Raw genomic sequence first — 22,588 nt, forward strand, 5'->3', positions numbered from 1 at the left:
CAAACCTACTTCTGCCCTCCCTGCCGTTCTTGGGGAAAGGGGACGGTAGGGAATACCGGCAGTTGATACGCCGATACTTCCAGAAAGGAACGGATTTCAGGAAATTCGGCAGGCAACAAATTAAGGCAGTCGAAGATGCCCCCAACCGCCGTCGGGGAAAAATGCCGGATTATGATTCTCCGGTTAATTTGTTTCTGAAAGCGGTACAATCGGGAACAGCCAAGTGTTGCATTTGAAATGCGGACTCACGGCCGTCTGAAAAATTTCAATATTTACTGAAGTTCAGTAAAATCCAACATGTTGGATTTTAAAACACAAAAAATTAAAGCCTTGCTATTTAGCAAGGCTTTAATCACGTAACTGGTACGCCCACGGGGAATCGAACCCCGGTTACCGCCGTGAAAGGGCGATGTCCTAACCGCTAGACGATGGGCGCGAAATAAAGGATTTTCTTCTATGGCGCACCCGGAGCGATTCGAACGCCCGACCCTCTGGTTCGTAGCCAGATACTCTATCCAACTGAGCTACGGGTGCTTTACCATCACTTCGCTGTTGCGTTGTGAATTAAGAAAGTCGGATAATATAGAATTTATTAAAAGGTGTCTAGTGTATTTGCCATTCTTTTTATAGATTTTTAATAAGTAGTTGAAATAAAATTAAATAAATTTTATTTCAACATACCTAAACCTGATAAATCCTGCGCAATTTTGGCGGCGGCATTGTCAGTCATACCGCCGACGAAATCTAAAATTTTCATATAGGCTTGGTAAAGCGTATCGTTTTCGGTGATGGGATCGTCGTTTTTGAGCAGTTCCAATGCTAACAATTGACGCGAATTGACGGTTTTATCCGCCAAATAAGCATGTGCGGCCGGCACGAGCAAATCCAAAATCGAGCCTAGACATGGGAAAGTGGCAATTTCGGTGATAAGCTTGGTGTGGTGGCGGAAAATGCGCATGCGCGCTAAATCTTTGGCTTTTTCAAGTGTGTTCTGGACTGCCGGGCTGCACAAGGCGATTAAGTCTTTGCCTTTGAATTCGCCGTTGAGCAAATCGTATTGGTGCTTCATAAAAGTTTGGGCAACATCATCAATAGCGCGGCCGATAGCGATACCGCGCAACATGGCACAACGTTGGCGGCTGGATTGGGCATACCATGTGCTTTCGGTAAAGGTGAGTTCTGATAAAATGCTTTCGACTTCAGTGTCGCTGAGTAAATCCAACTCGACCGCATCTTCTAAGTCCAATAAGGCATAGCAGATATCGTCTGCGGCTTCCATCAAGTAAGAAAGCGGATGGCGGGCCCAATAATTTCCACCCAACTCAAGCAACCCCAATTCTTCGGCAACGCGCTGGATAAAGGGCAGCTCGGTCTGATAGATATTGAATTTTGTTCTGCCGTTGGGATGAAGCGTGGTCCATGGATATTTCAGCAATGCCCCGATGGCGGCGGCGGTAAGCCGCATACCGCCACAGTTACGGTACATTTCCAAGGTTGCCAAAATACGCAGACTGTGTGCATTGCCTTCGTAGGTTTGGACATCGCTGCGCTCTATGTCGCTTAATCCTTGCAGGTAGCGGCTGTGTTGCGGATTTCTGAACCAATCGCGCAGCGCTTCTTCACCGGTGTGGCCAAACGGCGGATTGCCCAAATCATGCGCCAAACACGCGACTTGCACAACAGCGCCGATGTCGCCGGGCATATTGCCCAAAGGTAGAAATTCTCCTGCCTGCAACATCATGCCGACGCGGTTGCCTAGGCTTCTGCCGACGCTGGCGACTTCCACGCTGTGGGTCAGGCGGTTGTGGGTCAGATCGTGTTTGGCAAAGGGGTGGACTTGGGTTTTTCGCCCCAAGCGGCGGAACGAACCGGAAAACACCACACGGTCGTAGTCGATGTGAAAGTCGGTGCGCAAGGCGTCCATGCCTTCTTGTGTGGACGGTGTTACCGTCGGCACAATGGCACCGTCTTTCACGCGGAAGCGTCGGGTGGACAATAAATCCTGCCAGTTCATTTTCGCCTGCATTATGTGGTTCCGTATGGGTTTGAATGGTTTTGACTATACGATAGATAAATTCAGGTCGTTTGAAAGTTTCAGACGGCCTGTTTAACATTCATGGGATGAAACAAAACGGCAGGAATGTATTCCCACCGTTCATGCTCCTACGTTTTAGTTTTATTTGTTACCGCGCATAAGTTCGAAAAATTCGTTGTTATCCTTGGAATCTTTCAGCTTGCCGACCAAAAACTCGGTGGCTTCGATTTCGTCCATCGGGTGAAGGAATTTGCGCAGCAGCCACATACGCTGGAGTTGGTCGTTCGGCACCAGCAATTCTTCGCGGCGTGTGCCGGATTTGTTGATGCTGATCGCCGGGAACAGGCGTTTTTCGGCCATACGGCGGTCAAGGTGCAATTCCATATTGCCTGTGCCTTTGAATTCTTCGTAAATCACGTCGTCCATGCGACTGCCGGTTTCGACCAAGGCAGTGGCGATAATGGTGAGCGAACCACCCTCTTCCACGTTACGCGCCGCGCCGAAGAAGCGTTTCGGACGGTGCAAGGCATTGGCATCGACACCGCCGGTCAGAATTTTGCCGGAAGTCGGCACCACGGTATTGTAGGCGCGCGCCAAACGGGTAATCGAATCAAGCAGAATCACCACGTCTTTTTTGTGTTCGACCATGCGTTTGGCTTTTTCCAAAACCATTTCGGCAACCTGAACGTGGCGTTGCGCCGGTTCGTCAAACGTGGAAGATACTACTTCACCTTTCACGCTGCGGCTCATTTCGGTCACTTCTTCCGGACGTTCGTCAATCAGCAGTACAATCAGTTCGACTTCGGGGTTATTGGCGGTAATGGCGTGGGCGATGTTTTGCAGCATCACGGTTTTACCGGTTTTCGGCGGCGCAACCAGCAGCGCACGCTGCCCCATACCGATCGGCGATACCAAGTCAATCGCACGACTGGTCAGGTTTTCTTCGGCTTTGATGTCGCGTTCGAGTTTGAATTGTCTGGTTGGAAAAAGTGGCGTTAAGTTTTCAAACAAAATCTTATGTTTGCAAGCTTCAGGATCATCGCCGTTGATGGTATCCAAGCGCACGAGGGCGAAATAGCGTTCGTTGTCTTTCGGTACGCGTACGCTGCCTTCGATGGTGTCGCCGGTGTGCAGGTTGAAGCGGCGGATTTGGCTCGGGGAAACGTAAATATCATCAGGACCGGCCAGATAAGAGGTGTCGGCACTGCGCAGAAAACCGAAGCCGTCGGGCAGAATTTCCAAGGTGCCGGAGCAGGTAAAGCTTTCACCCTGCTTCATTTTTTGGCGCACAATGGCAAAAACGAGGTCTTGTTTGCGTAAGCGGTTGGCATTTTCGATACCGTGTTGTTCGGCCATCTCCAAGAGTTTGGAAATGTGTTGGGTTTGGAGTTCGGAAACGTGCATAATGAATGATTTTGATAGAATTGAAGACGATGGATCCGCCTGAAAGAATGGATGGTGCCGTATGAAAGGCATGTTCTGAACGAAGTTGGGATTTTAGGCGGTCAGGCTTTTCGTGTCAATTATTATCCGTATTTGGTGCAGATTTAAGATGGAAGGCCGTCTGAAAATCTTTTCTTTTGCTGACGGCCTTATTTGATTATGACTTAGACTGCCATGAATCTTTCAGGGTAACCGTACGGTTGAATACCGGCTGCCCGGCGCGGTGGTCTTTACGGTCGGTCACGAAATAACCGATGCGTTCAAACTGCCGGCGGCTTTCGGGCGGCAGTTTGGCGGCAGCAGGTTCGGCATAAGCGGTAATTTCTTTTATTGACTCGGGATTGAGAAAATCGGTAAACGGCAGGTATCCGCCGTCTTCGCCGCGCACGGCATCAGGGCGTTCGGCGGTAAACAGGCGGTCGTAGAGGCGCACATTGATTTCGACGGCGTGTTCGGCCGATACCCAGTGAATCACGCCTTTGACCTTGCGGCCTTCCGGATTTTTACCCAAAGTGTTGTGGTCAATCGAGCATTTCAATTCAACAATATGGCCGTCTGAATCTTTCACCACTTCATCACACTTAATCACATAACCGTGACGCAGGCGCACTTCACCGCCTAAAGTTAAGCGTTTCCAGCCTTTTGGCGGCTCTTCGGCAAAATCGTCGGCTTCAATGTAAATTGTTTGCGAAACGGGCACTTCGCGGTCACCCATTTCTTCGTGATTCGGGTGAAAGGCAGCGCGGCGGCTTTGGGTTTTACCTGCTTCAAAATTGGTCAGGGTTACTTTTAAAGGTTTCAGCACCGCCATCAGGCGTGGGGCGGAATTTTCCAATTCTTCGCGAACCGCCCCTTCCAGCACACTCATATCCACAACGTTTTCCGACTTGGAAATGCCCACGCGTTTGGCAAACAGGCGCAAACCTTCAGGCGTGTACCCGCGGCGGCGCATACCGGAAATAGTCGGCATGCGCGGATCATCCCAGCCGGACACATGGCCGTCTGAAACCAATTGGTTCAGCTTGCGCTTGGAGGTGATGGAATAAAGCAGTTCCAAGCGCGAAAATTCGTATTGGCGCGGACAGGTAGCATGCGGCGCAGGGATATTGTCGAGCACCCAGTCATACAGCGGACGGTGTGATTCAAATTCTAGCGTACACAGCGAATGGGTAATGCCTTCAATCGCATCGGAAATGGCATGGGTGTAGTCATACATCGGGTAGATGCACCATTTGTCGCGGGTATTGTGGTGATACGCACGGCGGATGCGGTAAATCACGGGGTCGCGCAAATTGACATTACCCGCCGCCATGTCGATTTTCAGGCGCAGGGTTTTGCTGCCGTCGGCAAACTCACCGTCGCGCATTTTGTAGAATAAATCCAAGTTTTCTTCAACGCTTCGGTCACGGTATGGGCTGTTTTTACCCGGCTCGGTGAGTGTGCCGCGGTATTCGCGCATTTCTTCGGCAGTCAAATCATCGACATATGCCTTGCCTTCTTTAATCAAACCGACTGCATAATCAAACAGTTGATCAAAATAATTAGACGCATAACGCGGCTCGCCCGACCATTCGAAGCCCAACCAACATACGTCTTCTTTAATCGAATTGACGTATTCGTCGCTCTCTTTTTCAGGGTTGGTATCGTCAAAACGCAGGTTGCACAAGCCGTCATAAACATAGGCCAAACCGAAGTTCAGGCAGATGGATTTGGCGTGGCCGATGTGCAGATAGCCGTTTGGCTCGGGAGGGAAGCGGGTTTGGATGACGCTGTGTTTGCCGCTTTGTAAGTCGTCTTCGATGATGGTACGGATAAAATGGTTGTCCGCAAATTGTTCTTTATTCAGCATAAAATCGTCTTTATAAAAGATAAGGATTCAGACGGCCTATTTGATTTTAAAAGGCCGTCTGAACGAATTTTTGAAAAATGGATTGTACCTGAGATGGCGGATTTGATAAATCGCCTATGCACAAGGTTTGGTCGCTGCCAAGCAGGTATAATGTGCATTCATTTCGTCTGCCCACGTAGCCAATTCGGTAAAACCTGCCATTTTGTCGGCTTCGGTCAGCGCGTTGCGGAAACGAAAAAAATCAATCGCGCACACGGCATTGAACGTGCCGATATTCAATTCCTTGCCAAATGACTTGATGGCTTCGGCCAACACCGGTAGCGTGTGCAAGTTACGCTGCATGATCTGCGTATGTCAGGATTGCCACCATTCGGCCTCAGGGCGCCAGCTTTTCCCCCACCATGGCAATGGTGTTGTCCAGTATACCTGCGGCCAAATCGTGCAGATTCAATACCGCCCAGCGCTTGGCATCTTGCAGATATAAAGTTTGGCCGCTGCCGTGTGCATCAAGGTATTCGGCGATGACATTGCTGCTGTAGGGCCATATCCCCTCATCGGTTTGCAAGACCGGAATACGGCCGAGCGGCGTATCGCGGTTGTGTTCGGCTTGCTCGGAAAAAGCTGCGCTGCTGATGAGCTGCTCTTCAATCTGTGTGTCCAAGCCGTGATAAACGGCCACGGCACGCACTTTGCGCACATACGGGCTGGTATTGGAATACCACAATTTCATGTTCTGTTCCTGAGATTAGGGCGTAGGCGGCGTGAGCCATTCTACGCCTGCGCTGTCGAGAATTTTGCGCATATTGTCCGCCGGCGCGCGGTCGGTGAATACTTTATTGAATTCGGTAATACTGCCCAAACGCACCAAGGCATTGCTGTTGAACTTGGTATGATCTACGCCCAAAAACTTCACCCGCGCATTGTTCATCATCGCCTGCATAACGCTGACTTCTTTATAATCGTAATCCAAGAGCGAACCGTCTTCTTCTACGCCGTGGGTGCTCATCACCGCATAATCGACTTTGAATTGGTTAATGAAATCCACGGTAGCCACGCCGGTAACACCGCCATCGATGGGACGCACCACACCCGAAGTGATGATGACGGTGTAATCGCTGCGGGAAGACGCCATCGAGGCGACGTAAATATTGTTGGTGATGATGCGCAGGTTGCGGCGTTGCTTGATCAGCGCGGCAGCCACGGCTTCCATGGTGGTGCCGATACTGACAAAAAGCGATGCATTATCGGGAATTTGTTCGGCAATCAGTTGCGCAATGGCGTTTTTCTCTTCCTGATGGCTATTACGTTTGCCTTGCTGCAATTCGCTTTCTAAAACATCGCCCAAAGTCGCCCCGCCATGATAGCGGCGCAACATGTTTTGTTCGCTTAACAAATTGATGTCGCGGCGGATGGTTTGCGGGGTCACATCCAATTCTTTAGCCAATTGGTCGATGGACATATAATGCTGCGCGCGCACCAATTCGATGATTTTTTCGTGTCTTTGGATTCGTGGCTTCATGGTGTTCTCTTTTGTGTGAACAACAAGTATTTTTCTTATGTGGAACTTATCTTTAAGGATTTTGCCAAATTTTGTTAACCAATTCAACCAAATGAAGAAAAAACCACCATCAAAAAGGGCGCTGCCACGTTGACGATAAAGCCGAAACTAATCGCCAGTGGCACTGCGGCCAAACCGCCCGAAGTTTGGATAATTGGCAAAGTAAAATCCAAACTGGTCGCACCGCCCACCCCCACGGCCGCACTCGGATGGCGGCGCATCAGCATGGGAATGGACACCAGAGCGAAAAACTCGCGCCCCAAATCATTCAGCAGCATAATGCTGCCCCACACCACGCCGTAGGCTTCGGTCATCACCAAACCCGACAACGAATACCAGCCGAAACCCGAAGCCAAAGCCAGCCCTTTGAGCCATGATACGTCTTCATTCAACGCAGCAAACAACAAACCACCTGCCAGCGACGAAACCATCATCAAAATAGCCGTCTGCACACCACGTTTGTTAATCAATACTTGGCGCAAACTCACGCCGCTGCCTTTGAGCTGAATACCGATCAGCAACACCAAAGCCATCAGACAATATATGCCCAAATGTTCAGACGGCAGCCACACATCGGCCATCAGCTTTCCGAACACAAAACCAAACGCCACGCAGCCGATCTGTTTCGCACTGCTCGACAGGCTGACATCGGATGTTTTGCCCGAACCCTGCGTCTTCCAAGGAAAACAGTGGTCAAACCACATCAGGGCCAGCAGGTTCATGCCGATGGTGCAAGCAAACAATAACAAAGTTGCCAGCACAATCGTATTGAGCTGGCAACCCAAATTTTCCACGCGCGAGAGCGATATGCCGATTAAAAACAATACGGCATACACCAGCACCACCAGCACTTTATCCACTAAAGCCAAATACAGCTTAGGAAAGCGGATAAAGAAACCACAAAACATCGGCACCAACACCGACAACAAAGTCATCAAACTTTCCATATTTTCCCACATCAAAGGCCGTCTGAAACGCTTCGGGGCGGTTAATCAGCTTGATTGTGCCGGCAAACACCATCAATGCATGGTTCAACAGTCCGCCTGCTTTTCAGACGGCCTTTTTCACCAATACTAATCAATGCAATTCGTTTTTCGCCTCATATTTGCTCTCCAAACGCTCGATACAACCGCCCAGATGGCGGCGCAACAGTTTCAACACGCGCGTGCGCTTCCCGGCCGCGAGCAAATCAAGAATTTCGCGGTGTTCGTCACAGGTATGGCCGCTGGTACGGTGGCCGTGGCCGTGGCTGCGTTCACCAAACACCGCCACAATCAGCGACGAACGGGCACATAGCGTATTCATGATTTCGAACAGCACGTCATTATCCAGCAGGCGCACCAGTTCAACGTGGAAGGCATTAGCCAGACGGTTCCAACCCACGCGGTCGGCCTTGGCCGATGCTTCGGCTTCGCGCTCAATCATGTCATATAGCGGCTGCAGACGCGTTTCCAAATCCGGCAATTCAATCAGCAGGTTGAAAATCATGGTTTCCAACTCAATACGGGAATTGTATACATCCTGAATTTCCTTTAAATCAGGCACATGTACGAATGCCCCGCGATTGGGCTGCAAATCGACGATTTTATCGTGCGCCAATAACGATAAGGCGCTGCGTACGGTATTGCGCGAACACACCATCTGACGGCACAAATCCGATTCAGTCAGTTTTTTTCCCGGCAGTAAAACGTGGTCGGTAATCGCATCCAAAATGGACGCATACACGCGGAAAAGTTCGGAATCGTGCCGCTCTTCCAAAATCAATGAAGACGTCGCCGGGGCAGTATTAGTGGCGGTATGATTTGATTTATTTTGGTTAGTCATTTGATTTACCTAATAATTTCACTTGCGCAAACAGGTTATTTACAATATTAAATTAATAAAAATTGTTGACAATTAAAGACATCAATTGCACAATATTTCTAAAGAAAGCCGAGTATTACAAGGCGATTAAATAGAGAGAGAAGGTTTAAATCAGCAGATATATTCAAAGATACAGCCTGAATATATCTGCTGATTTGACGGGCGGATACCGGCAGACGTATGCCCAATACCTGCCGATCCGCCCTATCATGCTGTTCAGACGGCCTTTGCACTATTTCACCATTCAAACGGCCGCCGCTTATTATTCAGCCGAAACCGCATAATTAATTCAAACTTAACTTAAATGATGCCGCTGACAAATCAGGCTTCGGCAATTTCAAAGCTGTGGGTCACGACGGCTGCTTTGCCCAGCATAATTGACGCAGAACAGTATTTTTCAGCCGACAATTCCACGGCTTTAGCAATCGCAGTTTCTTTCAAATCATGGCCGATTACTTTGAAATGAATATGGATTTCGGTAAACACGCGCGGTGCTTCATCGGAGCGTTTGGCCGTAACCGTGGCTTGGCAATCGACCACTTTTTGACGCTGTTTTACGGCAATCATCACCACGTCAATACTGGAGCAACCGGCCACACCCAGCAACAACATTTCCATCGGGCTTGCGCCGCGCTTCACCGCGCCTTCCACCGCCGCCCCTTCCATCACCACGCTGTGTCCGCCTTCAGTCGTACCGACAAAACACATTCCGTCCAACCATTTTGATGTTACCTGCATATTCTAACCTTCTTCACCATCATCGCCGAGCCTGATTCTGCCGCCTTGATGCCGTGTATTGAGACTGTTGCAAAAAATAGGATTATATCGGTTTCGGTTTTTAATCCGATTTCCCCAAAGGTCTCATATTGTAAACAATTTCATTTAAAATTACCAATGCCGCCGGCAGGAACAATATTTTGCCTTATGCAAAAAGATGCTGTGATAAAAATGGTTTGAGGCAATATTCAGGCAATCAATTTCAGCCTGGAAAACAGCATCTGAATTTACCATGCTGCGCCCCATTTATGAAATTCCTACACAACAGGCCGTCTGAAAATATGGTTGTGATTCAAAAAAACGATGTTTTCAGACGGCCTTTTTACTTAATCCGTCAATCACGGTAAGCCCAATGATTCACCGGCCCGCGGCCTGCGCCGATATTCAGTGGGTGGCTGATGGCGGCAGTGATGTAATCTTTCGCCGTCTGCACTGCCTGCTCCACCGTAAAACCTTTGGCCAATTCAGCGGTAATGCAGGCGGCAAAAGTGCAACCGGTGCCGTGGGTATGCGGTGTCGGGAAACGCAGGCTTTCCATTTCCACCATATCGTTTGGGGTAAACAGCCAATCGGTACAGACTTCACTTTGGCTGTCGTTCAAATGTCCGCCTTTAATCACCACATGCTTCACACCTGTTTCTTGCAGCATACGCGCGGCGCGCGCAGCATCTTGGCGGTTGTTGATTTTCACGCCGGTCAAGGATTCGGCTTCGGGCAGGTTGGGCGTGAGCACATCGGTACGCGGCAATAAGTATTTTCTCATGGCTTCCACCGCCGAACCATGCAGTAATGAAGCACCGCCTTTGGCAACCATCACTGGATCGAGCACCATTTGTCCGAAACGGCAGTTTTGCAGATTATCGGCCACGCATTCAATGATTTCTGCCGTGCCGAGCATACCGATCTTGAACGCGCGGATGTCGAAGTCATCGGCTACTGCTTTGATTTGCGAAGTAATGATATCGGCCGGCACGAAATGTACGGCGTGCACACCTAAAGTGTTTTGCGCAGTAACTGCCGTCAGCACGCCGGTGCCGAACACGCCGCGCATTGGTATAAAAGGCAGAGGATTGGGTCACAGCGGCCGAACCACCTCCCTGCTCCGCCGATGCTAAAAATGCGGCAATCACGACACTGAGCAAACAACCCGAAGCGGTGATTTTGGGAAACAGCGGCGCATGGTTTTTCACGGTAAAAGTCGAAATGCCGTCTGAAACATAATCCGTCTCGCCGCTCACCGTGACAATGCATTAATATTTCTGTGCCGCCGCAACCTGCGCCACATTGTCCGCTCCCTCTACCGCATCGACGTCCTTACCCTGCCATGCTTTGCCGCCGATAAAACCGATTTCTGCCATATTGCCGCGTATTGCTGAAAACTCAATCTCTTCCAACAAACGCGCTGCGGTTTCGCGGCGTAACGGCGTTGCCGCCACGCCTACCGGATCCGGCACCATCGGCATACTGCGCGCATTAGCCGCTTTGCCGGCCGCCAATATTGCCGCGATGGCAGATTACTCCAACGTGCCGATATTAATGAAAATTGCCGCCATATCGGCCATTTCGGCAGGCTCATCTGCCATAATCGGCGACACCCCGACCGCCAGCAGGCCGTTGTAGGTAAAGGGTACTGCTACGGTATGGTGATGTTGTATCCCAAAGGATGTGCGCACGCATTTACTCCAAGCAGGCAAAATTCATGATTGGTTTCCTTTGAAATATTTCCGACGGCCTTGCGTGCTTCTCAGTGCCGTCTGAATCATCCGGCCGCCAACAAAAAAAGCACAACCCGCCGATGCGCTGGTTGTGCCTTCATACCAATAAATGATTGTGATGCGTTTCCTACGCCAGTGCAAACTGTATCAGGTTCACGGGTATGTTCCCAGCAGCCTCTGCCGGCCGCACCCCGACTCTAAAAAATAATGAAGCCATCTTAGCGTAAATTACCGCCCCATGGCAATGTTTTGCGTATGTTTGCCATCATAGTGCATATTGTCGGTTCAAACCAGTCAAGCTTTTGTGGGCAAACACTGATTTTGTTAATCAATTGTTGATTTCGTTAATAACAGTTAAGGTTTATATTGATATTGAAATAAAAATGATATATATTACTATTTTCTTGCATTGTACAATTTTAATTATTTTTTTCATTTTACATTTTGATGATCCTAATCGATTCTTAAAAGATAAACCCATGAAAACACGACATATTATCCCTTTAGCCGCAATGATCGGCCTCTTGTCCGGCAATTCTGCCCGGGCAGCGGAGGTTGGCGCAGACGAATATACCCGCAGCGGGCCGCAAGCCGGGCATCAGGCGGAACTAGCGCAGGTTCAGGTTACCGCCAACCGCATTGTCCGCCCGACCAACGAGCGTTACAACGCAGAAAAAATCCAAGAAGAAATGATTCGCGACACGCGTGATTTGGTGCGTTACACCACCGATGTCGGTATTTCCGACAACGGCCGCCATCTGAAAGGGTTTTCCATCCGCGGCGTAGAAGGCAACCGCGTGGGCATCAGCATCGACGGCGTCAATCTTCCCGACTCGGAAGAAAATTCACTGTATTCGCGCTACGGCAATTTCAATCCTTCGCGTTTGTCGATTGATTCGGAATTGGTGCGCAACATCGATATCGTCAAAGGGGCAGATTCGTTCGAATCGGGCAGTGGTTCATTGGGCGGCACGGTTAATTACCGCACACTGGAAGCCCGGGATATTGTCGCACCCGACCAAAAAGCAGGTGTCTTGCTGCGCAGCGGCTATGCTTCGAAAAACCGCGAATGGACACATACTGTCGGCACGGCTTATGTGGGCGAACAATTCGATGCGCTGACCATGTATTCGCAACGTTACGGCCATGAAATGACCAGCCGCGGCGAAGGTAAGAATTATTCCGGCAGCTCAAGCCAGCATCCCGACCCTGCCAAACACCGCAACCACAGCTATCTGGCCAAATTCGGTTATCAGTTCAATCCGGAACACCGTGCCGTGTTGGCGGTTAATGGCCAAAGCAGTAAAAACTACACGCTGGAGCATTCTTACAGCCTGCTTAGCAGCCAATGGCGCGAAGCTGACGACCGCAGCAAGCGTTTCAATCTCAATTTCCATCACGAATACACACCCGATTCGGACTGGCTGGCCTTATTGCGTACCGACCTCGACTACCAACGCGCCAACTTGGGTGCATTGAATTACAAAGGCTACCACAACTGGCGCACCAACGAAAAGGAAATGGACGAATTATTCAACCGAAACATGCAGACCCGGTACAAGCGCCTGAGCCTGCGTGCCGACAGCCAGCCTTTGCAATGGGGCGGCACACAACACAACCTTTCTTTCAAAACTTTTATTTCCCGTCGTGACTTCCAAAACATCAATCACGACAAATTCGGCATCGGCAAATCTTACGAAACATTGAGAACCTACACCATCCAATACCCGATGCGCACCACGCAAATAGGCTTATCACTGCGTGACAACATCGTTTGGAATTCCGTGTTCTCCAGCCGAATCGGCATCCGTTACGACCGTGAAAAAGTGGCACCGCAAGAACTCAACGCCATCTGCAGCACCGCATGTACCGAAGAAGGTAAAGCGTCCGGCAAACACTTCAACAATTGGAGTGGTTTCGCCGGATTAGACATAAAACTCGACGATGCATGGAAAGTCGGCTATCAGCTTTCCAGCGGCTACCGCGTACCGACTGCTTCCGAAATGTATTTCACCTTCACCAACCCTTACGGCACTTGGAAATCCAATCCTGATTTGAAAGCCGAACGCAGCTTGAACCAAACCTTGTCTTTACAGGGTAACGGCAAAAAGGGGCAAATGAATTTCAGCATTTACCACAGCCGCTACCGTGATTTCCTGTTTGAATCGGAAAACCTGATTGAGAAGGAAGAATATGGGCGCATTTACCAGACTCCGGTCATGCAGATGGTCAATCTGGATAAAGCCCGAATTTACGGCTTGGAATTCAAAGGCCATCTGAATTTGAATGAAATCTCACCTTTGCCCGAAGGTTGGAAATTGTTCGGCGCACTCGGCTACAGCCGCAGCAAACTTTCCAACGGCAGCAGCCTGCTTTCACAACAACCCTTGAAAGCAGTCATCGGTTTGGATTATGAACAACCCGACGGCAGATGGGGTATATTTTCGCGCCTGAGTTACTTCGGCCGCAAAAAAGCACGTGATGCCAAAACCAGTGAGATCAAAAACCGTTGTACCAAATATGAATTTGATTACTGGTATCGCGATGAAATATGTGTACGTATCGAAAAATACAAAGAAACTGTTACCTACAAATATTTGAACAAACCGGCTTATATTTTTGACTTATATGGATTTTACAAACCAACCAAAAACCTGATCCTGCGTGCCGGTATCTACAACGCTTTCAACCGGAAATACCACACATGGGATGCCTTGCGCGGGATTAACGCACACAGCACCACCAACTCGGTTGACCGCAAAGGCGAAGGCCTGCAACGTTACTACGCGCCAGGCCGAAATTATGCGGTTTCATTGGAATACAAATTCTGATGCCTTTTCAGACGGCCTACCCGGTATGAAAAGGCCGTCTGAAATACCGTCCCGGATACAGTGGAACCAATTAAAAATAAGGACAAAATGCAGTCTTCCGCAGACAGTGCGACCCGTACGGAACCGATTCTGTTGCCGCTTCAGCGGCTGATAAAATCGTTCTCGCCGGACTGCGGCAGGCTGGCGCCTTAGCGGTTTTTAGTAGTTTCACTGTATTTTGATTTTGACCCGCTTTCATCATACCCTGCAATCGGAACCAACATCTCATCTGCTTTTACCAAATACCTGAAACAACACGCCACCACCATTTACGATACGGCCGATAGTCCGGTCATGACGGTCGCGCCATGTGCCGGCCAAGAAAACTACATCAAATTTCTCAAGCCGCAATCAGTTTTTCACAAAACGGTTGTCCACCCCTACAAAAATCCCGAATTGGATCAGGCCATTCCCAAAACGGCTGATATGACACGCTATATCTGCTATATCTAAAATTAATTCCCAAACCGAATCACCATTTTCCATTTTATGCCCAATGATTTAAAATAAATTTACCTTAGAATAACCCGCCTTTTTAATTTGGAAAAAATTTTATGAAAATCGGTTAATATTACATCAGCATGCTATTTTGGTTATAGCGGCAGTTTTTATTGTCATTGCCATAACACCAAGGAATATAGCATTTTTGGGCGTAGTCATGATTTGTGTGATTTTTAGTGTTATAAAGACAATACCCATCAGAGTGACGACAATTCATCAGTTACAACCAAACCAAAACCCCAAATTTACATTTGAGGTTTTGCTTTTGACTTGGCAAAAGATCATTTAAATCAATTTCAAGCCATTCCCAAATCCGCCACTTTACCACCTGCCCGGATAGTCGGCGTATCGCCACATGGGTCGGTATGGCGCCAAAAAATTTGCGGTAAACAATCCGTCCTGTTCTGGCTGTTTCAGGTCTCGGAACATACTCGGATACGGCGCCATCCCACCACAAATCTCGCTAAATCGCTTGGTGCCGGTTTGTCTGTCACTACCAACACCAAAATTCCCCAACGGCTTGTTAAGTAATTTAAAATCGTACGGCTTGGGCATACTTTGGCGCGGTAATGGCGCACGCCACCCTGAGCACCCACCGACAGCTGCGGCCAATACCGACGAGAATTTGTCGAACACCTAAACGCCCTGCCTCTGCTGCCTGAAGTTGAAATCGTTAACAACACACGGCAAAAAGGCGGCAAATTATTGTGCGGCGGCATTTCAGACAACCTGTTTATGCGACCTGCCGTGTTGCGCAACACCACACAAGACATTTAAGTTCGCCAAAAAAGAAATCTTCGGCCCGATCGCACCGGTATTCCGTTTCAGCCGCGATGAATAAACCATCAGATTCGCCAACGACACTTAATTCGGCTTGGCCGCATACCTTTACAGCCGCGATATCGGCCACATTCCCCCCCACCCAAGAAGCCTTGGAATACAGCATTCGCCGTCAACACCGGAGGCTTATCCAATGTCTCAGACATGGGCTGCGAAGGGGCGAAGTACGGCATGGACGATTCTTGGAAAGGAAGTACACTGTTACTGCCGGCGTGAACCACCGAATGTCACCTATTCATTTATACTGTCCGGAAAAGACCGTCCCAACAAATGTTCAGGCGGCCTTTTCTTATCCAAACATTGAATCTTTAAGCGTTTTTTTGTACAATTGCGCATCTTTTTGTTATTCAACAGGCCGTCGATCACGGCCTGAAATTTTTAGAAAAATCATTATGTCGAATATCCCCGAACACGTGCGCCGCCGCCGAACCTTTGCCATCATTTCCCACCCCGATGCGGGTAAAACCACGCTCACTGAAAAGCTGCTGCTGTTTTCGGGGGCAATTCAGAACGCGGGTACGGTAAAGGGTAAGAAAACGGGTAAGTTCGCCACTTCCGACTGGATGGACATCGAGAAGCAGCGCGGCATTTCGGTGGCTTCGTCGGTGATGCAGTTCGATTATCACGGGCATACAGTAAACCTGCTCGATACCCCCGGCCACCAAGATTTTTCGGAAGATACCTACCGCGTATTGACTGCGGTCGACAGCGCCTTGATGGTGATTGATGCAGCCAAAGGTGTGGAAGCGCAGACAATTAAATTGTTGAACGTTTGCCGCCTGCGCAATACGCCCATCGTTACGTTTATGAACAAATACGACCGCGAAGTGCGCGATTCTTTGGAATTGCTCGACGAAGTGGAAAACATCTTAAAAATCCGCTGCTCACCGGTGACTTGGCCGATCGGCATGGGTAAAAACTTCAAAGGCGTGTACCACATCCTGAATGACGAAGTGTATCTGTTTGAAGCGGGCGGCGAACGTTTGCCGCACGAATTCGATGTCATTAAAGGCATTGACAATCCCGAATTGGAAACACGTTTCCCATTGGAAATACAACAATTACGCGATGAAATCGAATTGGTTCGGGCTGCGTCCAACGAATTTGATTTAGACGGATTTTTGGCGGGCGAACTCACACCAGTGTTCTTCGGTTCGGCGATTAACAACTTCGGCATCCAAGAAATCTTAAATTCCCTCATCGACTGGGCACCCGCGCCGCAAGGCCGTGATGCCACCGTGCGCGTGGTGGAGCCGACCGAAGAAAAATTCTCCGGTTTCGTGTTCAAAATCCAAGCCAATATGGATCCGAAACACCGCGACCGCATCGCCTTTTTGCGCGTTTGTTCCGGCAAATTCGAACGCGGCATGAAAATGAAACACCTGCGCATCAACCGCGATATTGCCGCCTCCAGTGTGGTAACCTTTATGTCGCACGACCGCGAGTTGGTCGAAAAAGCTTACGCCGGGGACATCATCGGCATCCCGAACCACGGCAACATCCAAATCGGTGACAGCTTCTCTGAAGGCGAGCAATTGGCATTTACCGGTATTCCGTTTTTCGCCCCAGAACTCTTCCGCAGCGTACGTATTAAAAATCCGCTGAAAATCAAGCAACTGCAAAAAGGTTTGCAACAGCTTGGCGAAGAAGGCGCGGTGCAGGTATTCAAACCGCAATCGGGCGCGGATTTGATTTTGGGGGCCGTCGGCGTGTTGCAATTTGAAGTCGTCACTTCACGCTTGGCTGCGGAATACGGCGTAGAAGCCGTCTTTGACAACGCATCGATTTGGTCGGCGCGCTGGGTATCGTGCAACGACAAGAAAAAACTGGCCGAATTTGAAAAAGCCAACGCGGGCAACTTGGCCGTCGATGCCGGCGGCAACCTTGCCTACCTTGCCCCCAACCGCGTAAATCTGGGCTTGACACAAGAACGCTGGCCGGAAATTGTGTTCCACGAAACACGCGAACACGCGGTGAATCTGAACGCTTAATTGGGCCGGAACAAAACGGGGCCGTCTGAAACCCAATCAGTTTCAGACGGCCCCGTTGTATTTCTCTTGAAATCAATGACGGAAATGACGCACGCCGGTAACCACCATCGCAATACCGTGTTCGTCAGCAGCGGCGAACACTTCTTCATCGCGCATGGAGCCGCCCGGTTGGATAATCGCTTTGATACCCTGCTCGGCAATCACATCGATGCCGTCACGGAACGGGAAGAATGCATCCGATGCCGCGCATGCACCGTTCAATTCCAGATTCGCGTCTTGCGCTTTGCGGGCGGCAATGCGGGTGGAATCCACACGGCTCATTTGGCCGGCACCGATGCCGTAGGTTTGGCCGCCTTTACCGAATACGACGGCATTCGATTTCACAAATTTGGCCACGTTCCATACAAACAGCAAATCATGGATTTCCTGCCCGGTCGGTCTGCGTTTGGTCACGACTTTCAAATCGTCTGCGGTGAGTTTGAGGATGTCAGGCGTTTGTACCAACAAGCCGCCACCCACACGTTTGAGGTCGAATTGATTGCCTCCCTCTTCCAACGGCACTTCCAACACGCGCACGTTTTTTTTGGCGGCAACGATTTCCAAGGCTTCGGCGGTAAACGCAGGTGCCATCAATACTTCCATAAATTGGTTGTCGGTGATTTGTTTCACTGTTGCACCGCCTACTTCGCAGTTAAAAGCAATGATGCCGCCAAACGCGCTGGTGGTGTCGGTAGCATAAGCCAAACGGTAAGCATCCAAGGTATTGGCAGCCACAGCCACACCGCACGGATTGGCGTGTTTCACAATTACGCAAGCTGGTTGTTCGAAGGATTTAACGGCTTCCCACGCGGCATCGGAATCGGCAATGTTATTGTAGGACAATTCTTTGCCCTGCAATTGGCGGTAGGCGCTCAAGCTGCCGGCAGCCGGATACAGGTCGCGGTAGAAGGCGGCTTTTTGATGCGGATTTTCGCCGTAGCGCATGTCTTGCACTTTAATCCAGCTTTGATTGAACCGGCTCGGGAAATCGCCTGCTTCCGGCTTGCCGCTCAATTTTTCGTCGTCCAAGGCGCTCAGGTAATTGGCAATCATGCCGTCGTATTGCGCAGTGTGGCTGAAGGCTTTGCGCGACAGGTTGAAACGGGTTTTGTCGCCCAACACGCCGCCGTTGTTTTCCAATTCTGCGGCAATATCGGTAAAGTCGGCGGTATCGGTGACAATGGCAACGTGTTTCCAGTTTTTCGCGGCAGAGCGCACCATGGTCGGGCCGCCGATGTCGATGTTTTCAATCGCATCTTCCAGTGTGCAATCCGGCTTGACAATGGTGGCGGCAAACGGATACAGGTTTACACACACCAAATCGATGTTGCCGATGCCGTGTTCTTCCATTTGGGCAGCATGTTCAGGCAAATCGCGGCGACCCAAAATACCGCCGTGGATTTTCGGATGCAGTGTTTTCACACGGCCGTCGAGCATTTCGGGAAAACCGGTATAATCGGCCACTTCAATAACAGGAATACCGGCTTGTGCCAATAGTTTCGCCGTACCGCCGGTAGATAAGATTTCCACGCCCAGTCGGGTTAAGGTTTGGGCAAATTCAACCACGCCGGTTTTGTCGGACAGGCTGATGAGGGCACGTTTTACGGTTGCCATTCGAATTCCTTTTTGAGTTGGGTTAATTGAAGAAGCCGTCTGAAAAATCGGCGCGACGGCGCCAAACCAGTAAGGCTGCATTATCGCCTATTTTACGTTTTTTTGCAGTATTGGTTGGCAGGATTTTTAACTGGATTGTGAACAATCTGCTGCATATTGCAAGCTACAGGCCGTCTGAAAAAATATTGTTTCAGACGGCCTTTAAAATAAAACGCAACACCAGCACCGACATATAATTAGCAAAAAACAGCCATAATAGTAGCTTCTGTTGCGTAAGCGGAATCCCGCTAAATAAGCCACACCACAGGCAGCACAGTCAATGAGCAGCCGGCAAACACCGACACATGAGCGCAATAACAGGCATTAGATAAACACATTTGGCAGCAATACTAAAGGGGTGTCTCAGATGAATAAGGCAAGAAAGTTTGAAGAGCATTGATTTTTATTTGGTTATGGTTATCCTTCAGGTATAAACTTATGGATAATATAGCCTTTAGATTCGTCACAGTTGATTTGCTTAGGGCTTTCTCCGCTGATTTTGCATATCTTTAGTATATTATTATCTTGTTGGGCTTTTTGGTTTTCTTTATATGAAAAAAAACCCGAACTAAACAAAAATATCAAGACCGTAAGATGAACAAATTTTGCCGCATGGTTTCTAGTAAATTGATATTTAGAATTTTCTTTTTGATATTGTATTAACTTATTAATATCAAAATCTTCTCTTATCCAGAAAATAAAAGAATAATAGATTCCGAGAAAAAAAATACCAATACTAAACAATACTGTTGCTTCAATCAAAACAGTTTGGAAATCATTTCGAAATAACTCAATTACCGTTAGAAGTACTAAATTAAAAATAAACGCAAAGGAAAACACAGCAATCATATCGAGTAAAAATTCAGAAATCTGGCTTACCCAGTGATTAGCTTTTTTAAACTTGAACAATGTTCCTATATAAGAAAAAATACCCAGCCATGTCAATAAAAATAGCAACACCGAAATACTCAAAAGAGAATGATAAAAACTGCTGGAAAATATCATTGCAATGCCTAATAAAATCCATATGATAGCTTTAGGTTTCCCGGTATCTTCCCATGCTTTTTTAAAAGGCATTAATACAATCTTATCAAACCAATCAGGAACCGTAAGATAGAAATACAATAACAAGAGGAATAATATAAATAGGCAACATATAAAAATGCATAAAGAAAAATTCATAATTATATTCGATTGTATTCACGCTGCTATATTGTAAATTTAAACTTGTATTAAGTAAAATCCGGAAAACTGCAACACAAATCTTTCTAAGGCCGTCTGAAAATATTCCGTTTTCAAGCGAACATACGGTTATGCCGCTTTAACGATTAACCGCAGCTGCTTGATTTCCCATGCATAATCCAATCATTTTTTATCTTCCGCCACGCCTAAGTGCTGGTAGAATCTTTGTCCGGCATCGTTGCATGCGACGACTGTCTATTTGGCTTGGCCTTCGCTTCGGCATACAACGCGCGCATCAGCTTTTCACTGATTTTTTGGCTGCGGAAATTCTCGGCGACATACACTTCTTTGACGTACACCGCCGGTTGGTTTTGAGCAATGCAGTTTAAAAAGTAATACACCAACATGCCGCCGATGAGGCTGTCTGAACCGGCGGCCAAGCAGTAAAAATCGGGCGGTTTTTTTGTCGAAGCCGTGTGCTTTAACGATTTGCGGCGTGATGGCGAAGCTGTCGATGTGGTGTTCAAACACGGCCAAATCGCGCATCAGTGGCCATACTTGTCCGATGCCTTTTCCTGCATGGCTGCATGGGCAGATGATGCTCATTTTGTTTTCCTATTGATTATTGACTTAATCTTTTTGATGGCAAACAGGCCGTCTGAAAACTGAATGGATGTTTTCAGACGGCCTGTTTATCCGTTTCAATCGTCCAGCAAACCGTACTGCAATAATTTTTTGCGCAAGGTATTGCGGTTCAAGCCCAGCATCACAGCGGCTTTCGACTGATTACCGTTGCATTCGTCCATTACGCATTGCAACATGGGTTTTTCGACTTGGTGCAACACCATATCGTACACGCCAACCGGCGTTTCACCGGCCAAGTCTTTAAAATACTGTTTTAAATTTTGCGCCACACATTGCGCGATACCGACTGTTTGCGTTTTCATTGTTTTCTCTTTTCGTTTACATTTTTTTCAGATGGCCTACAGGGCAGAGTGACGACTTTTCCTAAGGCATATCCTCATTGCGTCTGCGTCGCATCCTTTTGGGCGGAAAAGCGCAGTAAAGTTAGACACCTTGCGCACATTTTCCATACAGCAGGTGTATTTTATGCTGAAAAGATGCCGAACACGCCTTAACTGCCGCGCATCAATTTAATGCCCAACAATACCAATGCGCCACCGCAAATGCGATCTATCTGATGGCCGAAACGCTGGAAACGGCGGTTGACTGCCGGCACCGACAACACCGAAGCCACCAATCCGAACCAGACAAACAGCATCAGCGTCATCCATGCGCCGTAAGCCGCCATCTGCCACAGCGGCGTAGCCGGCGATAAAACTACGGTAAACAGCGACAACATATACACCACCGCCTTCGGGTTCAGCACATTGCACAACAAACCTCGCCAGATGATTTGCCAAGCCGGTTCCTCGGCCATTGCTTCAGCTCGGATTTCAATCACGTTATCGGCTGCTTTGGCAGTCAGTCCTTTGTAACCGATATAAATCAGATACAGGCTGCCGCCGATTTTAATCACCGTCAGCAGCGTGGCCGATTGTGCCACCACCGTCACCAACCCCAACACCGAATAAATAATGTGTATACCAAACCCCAGCGCGATACCCAGCGCCGTCAGCAAACCTGCCGCCCGACCTCGGCTCAAGGATTGTTGCGACACCAACACAAAATCAGGCCCGGGCGACATACAGGCCAAGAGATGCACGCCGGTCATTATCCAAAATCCTTGCCAAAAATCCATGACTTTCCTTGAATTATGTTTTCAGATGGCCTTGATATCTTTTATTCTTTGAAAGCCATCATCCCCCGCCGGACGGGAGAAGGCAGGTTACTGAAAATTGATAGACTCTATTAGGCTATCTGAAAAATATGTTTAGCAAAATCTTTTTTCAGACGGCCTTGATGGTTTTCATCCGTTTTAAAGCCACCTTATCCCTAGCCATCTCCCGCCGGACGGGTGAAGGAGCAGATTACTGAAGATTGATAAATTACTGTCAGACTATCTGAAAAATATAGTTTGTGGAATCTTTTTCAGACGGCTCCAATCAATTTACATCATGGATTTTACCGCCTATCCAAACTTGAAGGCTGTATTAAATCAGCCTTAAATACCACACCAAAACAGCAAGACTTTAAGCTGCCCTTTTGGTACGCCAAAGTTAAAACGAAATTCACATTCCTTCGGGAATAAAGGGAAAGGTTTCCGTTCTATTTCCGTAGAATGCGCTTTACCTGATTCCGGAAATTTTCA

Annotated in this window: 17 protein-coding genes, 2 tRNA genes and 3 pseudogenes; 2 read left to right on the forward strand and 20 right to left on the reverse strand. The window is 48.6% G+C overall.

From position 1 onward, the window contains the following. Positions 1-361: 361 nt before the first annotated feature. The 14 genes and pseudogenes from C7N83_RS06935 to C7N83_RS15930 all read right to left on the reverse strand — a co-directional run. Positions 362-436: transfer RNA gene (locus C7N83_RS06935), tRNA-Glu, on the reverse strand. Positions 437-457: 21 nt separating this feature from the next. Continuing rightward, positions 458-534 (reverse strand) — tRNA-Arg (locus C7N83_RS06940). A gap of 133 nt (positions 535-667) precedes the next feature. Beyond that, the gene (locus C7N83_RS06945) at positions 668-2,026 is read right to left on the reverse strand and encodes a deoxyguanosinetriphosphate triphosphohydrolase (RefSeq protein WP_211296602.1); all 1,359 of its coding nucleotides are present in this window, start codon (positions 2,024-2,026) and stop codon (positions 668-670) included. Between the two features lie 150 nt (positions 2,027-2,176). Then, a complete protein-coding gene (gene rho / locus C7N83_RS06950; protein ID WP_106741587.1) occupies positions 2,177-3,439 on the reverse strand; it encodes a transcription termination factor Rho in 1,263 nt (420 codons plus the stop codon). 196 nt (positions 3,440-3,635) lie between these two features. Next, the gene (locus C7N83_RS06955) at positions 3,636-5,327 is read right to left on the reverse strand and encodes a glutamine--tRNA ligase/YqeY domain fusion protein (protein WP_106741589.1); all 1,692 of its coding nucleotides are present in this window, start codon (positions 5,325-5,327) and stop codon (positions 3,636-3,638) included. 114 nt (positions 5,328-5,441) lie between these two features. Further along, positions 5,442-5,669 carry a glutathione S-transferase family protein gene (locus C7N83_RS15205; RefSeq protein WP_211296603.1) on the reverse strand — a complete coding sequence of 76 codons (228 nt, stop codon included), beginning with the start codon at positions 5,667-5,669 and terminating at the stop codon, positions 5,442-5,444. Positions 5,670-5,703: 34 nt separating this feature from the next. Further along, positions 5,704-6,057 (reverse strand): glutathione S-transferase N-terminal domain-containing protein, encoded by a 354-nt coding sequence (locus C7N83_RS15210; protein WP_211296604.1) that lies wholly within the window; start codon positions 6,055-6,057, stop codon positions 5,704-5,706. Between the two features lie 15 nt (positions 6,058-6,072). Beyond that, positions 6,073-6,846, reverse strand: coding sequence for a DeoR/GlpR family DNA-binding transcription regulator (locus tag C7N83_RS06965; protein WP_106741590.1), 774 nt, complete (start codon positions 6,844-6,846; stop codon positions 6,073-6,075). 83 nt (positions 6,847-6,929) lie between these two features. Further along, the gene (locus C7N83_RS06970) at positions 6,930-7,832 is read right to left on the reverse strand and encodes a LysO family transporter (RefSeq protein WP_106741616.1); all 903 of its coding nucleotides are present in this window, start codon (positions 7,830-7,832) and stop codon (positions 6,930-6,932) included. After that, positions 7,762-7,920 carry a hypothetical protein gene (locus C7N83_RS14715; RefSeq protein WP_170064839.1) on the reverse strand — a complete coding sequence of 53 codons (159 nt, stop codon included), beginning with the start codon at positions 7,918-7,920 and terminating at the stop codon, positions 7,762-7,764. Before C7N83_RS14715 ends, C7N83_RS06970 begins: the two co-directional genes overlap by 71 nt. A 42-nt stretch (positions 7,921-7,962) precedes the next feature. Beyond that, on the reverse strand, positions 7,963-8,709 hold the full coding sequence (locus C7N83_RS06975; protein WP_106741592.1) for a GntR family transcriptional regulator: 747 nt from the start codon (positions 8,707-8,709) through the stop codon (positions 7,963-7,965). 360 nt (positions 8,710-9,069) lie between these two features. Further along, positions 9,070-9,486, reverse strand: coding sequence for an OsmC family protein (locus C7N83_RS06980; protein ID WP_106741594.1), 417 nt, complete (start codon positions 9,484-9,486; stop codon positions 9,070-9,072). A 373-nt stretch (positions 9,487-9,859) separates the two neighbouring features. Further along, positions 9,860-10,576 (reverse strand): annotated as a pseudogene (gene thiD, locus C7N83_RS06985) (bifunctional hydroxymethylpyrimidine kinase/phosphomethylpyrimidine kinase); the annotation flags it as partial. Positions 10,577-10,601: 25 nt separating this feature from the next. Next, a pseudogene (locus C7N83_RS15930) lies at positions 10,602-11,108 on the reverse strand (hydroxyethylthiazole kinase); the annotation flags it as partial. A gap of 611 nt (positions 11,109-11,719) precedes the next feature. On the opposite strand from C7N83_RS15930, the gene C7N83_RS07005 reads away from it, so the two are divergent. Both C7N83_RS07005 and C7N83_RS07015 read left to right on the forward strand, forming a co-directional pair. Continuing rightward, a complete protein-coding gene (locus tag C7N83_RS07005; protein ID WP_106741602.1) occupies positions 11,720-14,071 on the forward strand; it encodes a TonB-dependent hemoglobin/transferrin/lactoferrin family receptor in 2,352 nt (783 codons plus the stop codon). A 1,772-nt stretch (positions 14,072-15,843) separates the two neighbouring features. Further along, on the forward strand, positions 15,844-17,442 hold the full coding sequence (locus C7N83_RS07015; RefSeq protein WP_106741605.1) for a peptide chain release factor 3: 1,599 nt from the start codon (positions 15,844-15,846) through the stop codon (positions 17,440-17,442). Between the two features lie 72 nt (positions 17,443-17,514). Here C7N83_RS07015 and purH read toward each other — a convergent pair whose 3' ends face one another. The 6 genes and pseudogenes from purH to C7N83_RS07050 form a co-directional block, all read right to left on the reverse strand. Beyond that, positions 17,515-19,095: a bifunctional phosphoribosylaminoimidazolecarboxamide formyltransferase/IMP cyclohydrolase gene (purH, locus tag C7N83_RS07020; protein ID WP_106741606.1), complete on the reverse strand. Its 1,581-nt coding sequence runs from the start codon at positions 19,093-19,095 to the stop codon at positions 17,515-17,517. Positions 19,096-19,551: 456 nt separating this feature from the next. Next, positions 19,552-20,211: a hypothetical protein gene (locus C7N83_RS07030; RefSeq protein WP_106741609.1), complete on the reverse strand. Its 660-nt coding sequence runs from the start codon at positions 20,209-20,211 to the stop codon at positions 19,552-19,554. A gap of 311 nt (positions 20,212-20,522) precedes the next feature. Then, positions 20,523-20,843, reverse strand: coding sequence for a GNAT family N-acetyltransferase (locus C7N83_RS07035; protein WP_211296605.1), 321 nt, complete (start codon positions 20,841-20,843; stop codon positions 20,523-20,525). A gap of 174 nt (positions 20,844-21,017) precedes the next feature. Further along, positions 21,018-21,263, reverse strand: a complete 246-nt coding sequence (locus C7N83_RS07040; protein WP_106741611.1) for a Fis family transcriptional regulator — start codon at positions 21,261-21,263, stop codon at positions 21,018-21,020. Positions 21,264-21,451: 188 nt separating this feature from the next. Then, positions 21,452-22,078 (reverse strand): LysE family translocator, encoded by a 627-nt coding sequence (locus tag C7N83_RS07045; protein ID WP_106741613.1) that lies wholly within the window; start codon positions 22,076-22,078, stop codon positions 21,452-21,454. Between the two features lie 363 nt (positions 22,079-22,441). Continuing rightward, positions 22,442-22,588, reverse strand: a pseudogene (locus C7N83_RS07050) (IS1595 family transposase); the annotation flags it as partial.

It is taken from the genome of Neisseria iguanae (genome assembly GCF_003013245.1).
Taxonomy (GTDB): domain Bacteria; phylum Pseudomonadota; class Gammaproteobacteria; order Burkholderiales; family Neisseriaceae; genus Neisseria; species Neisseria iguanae.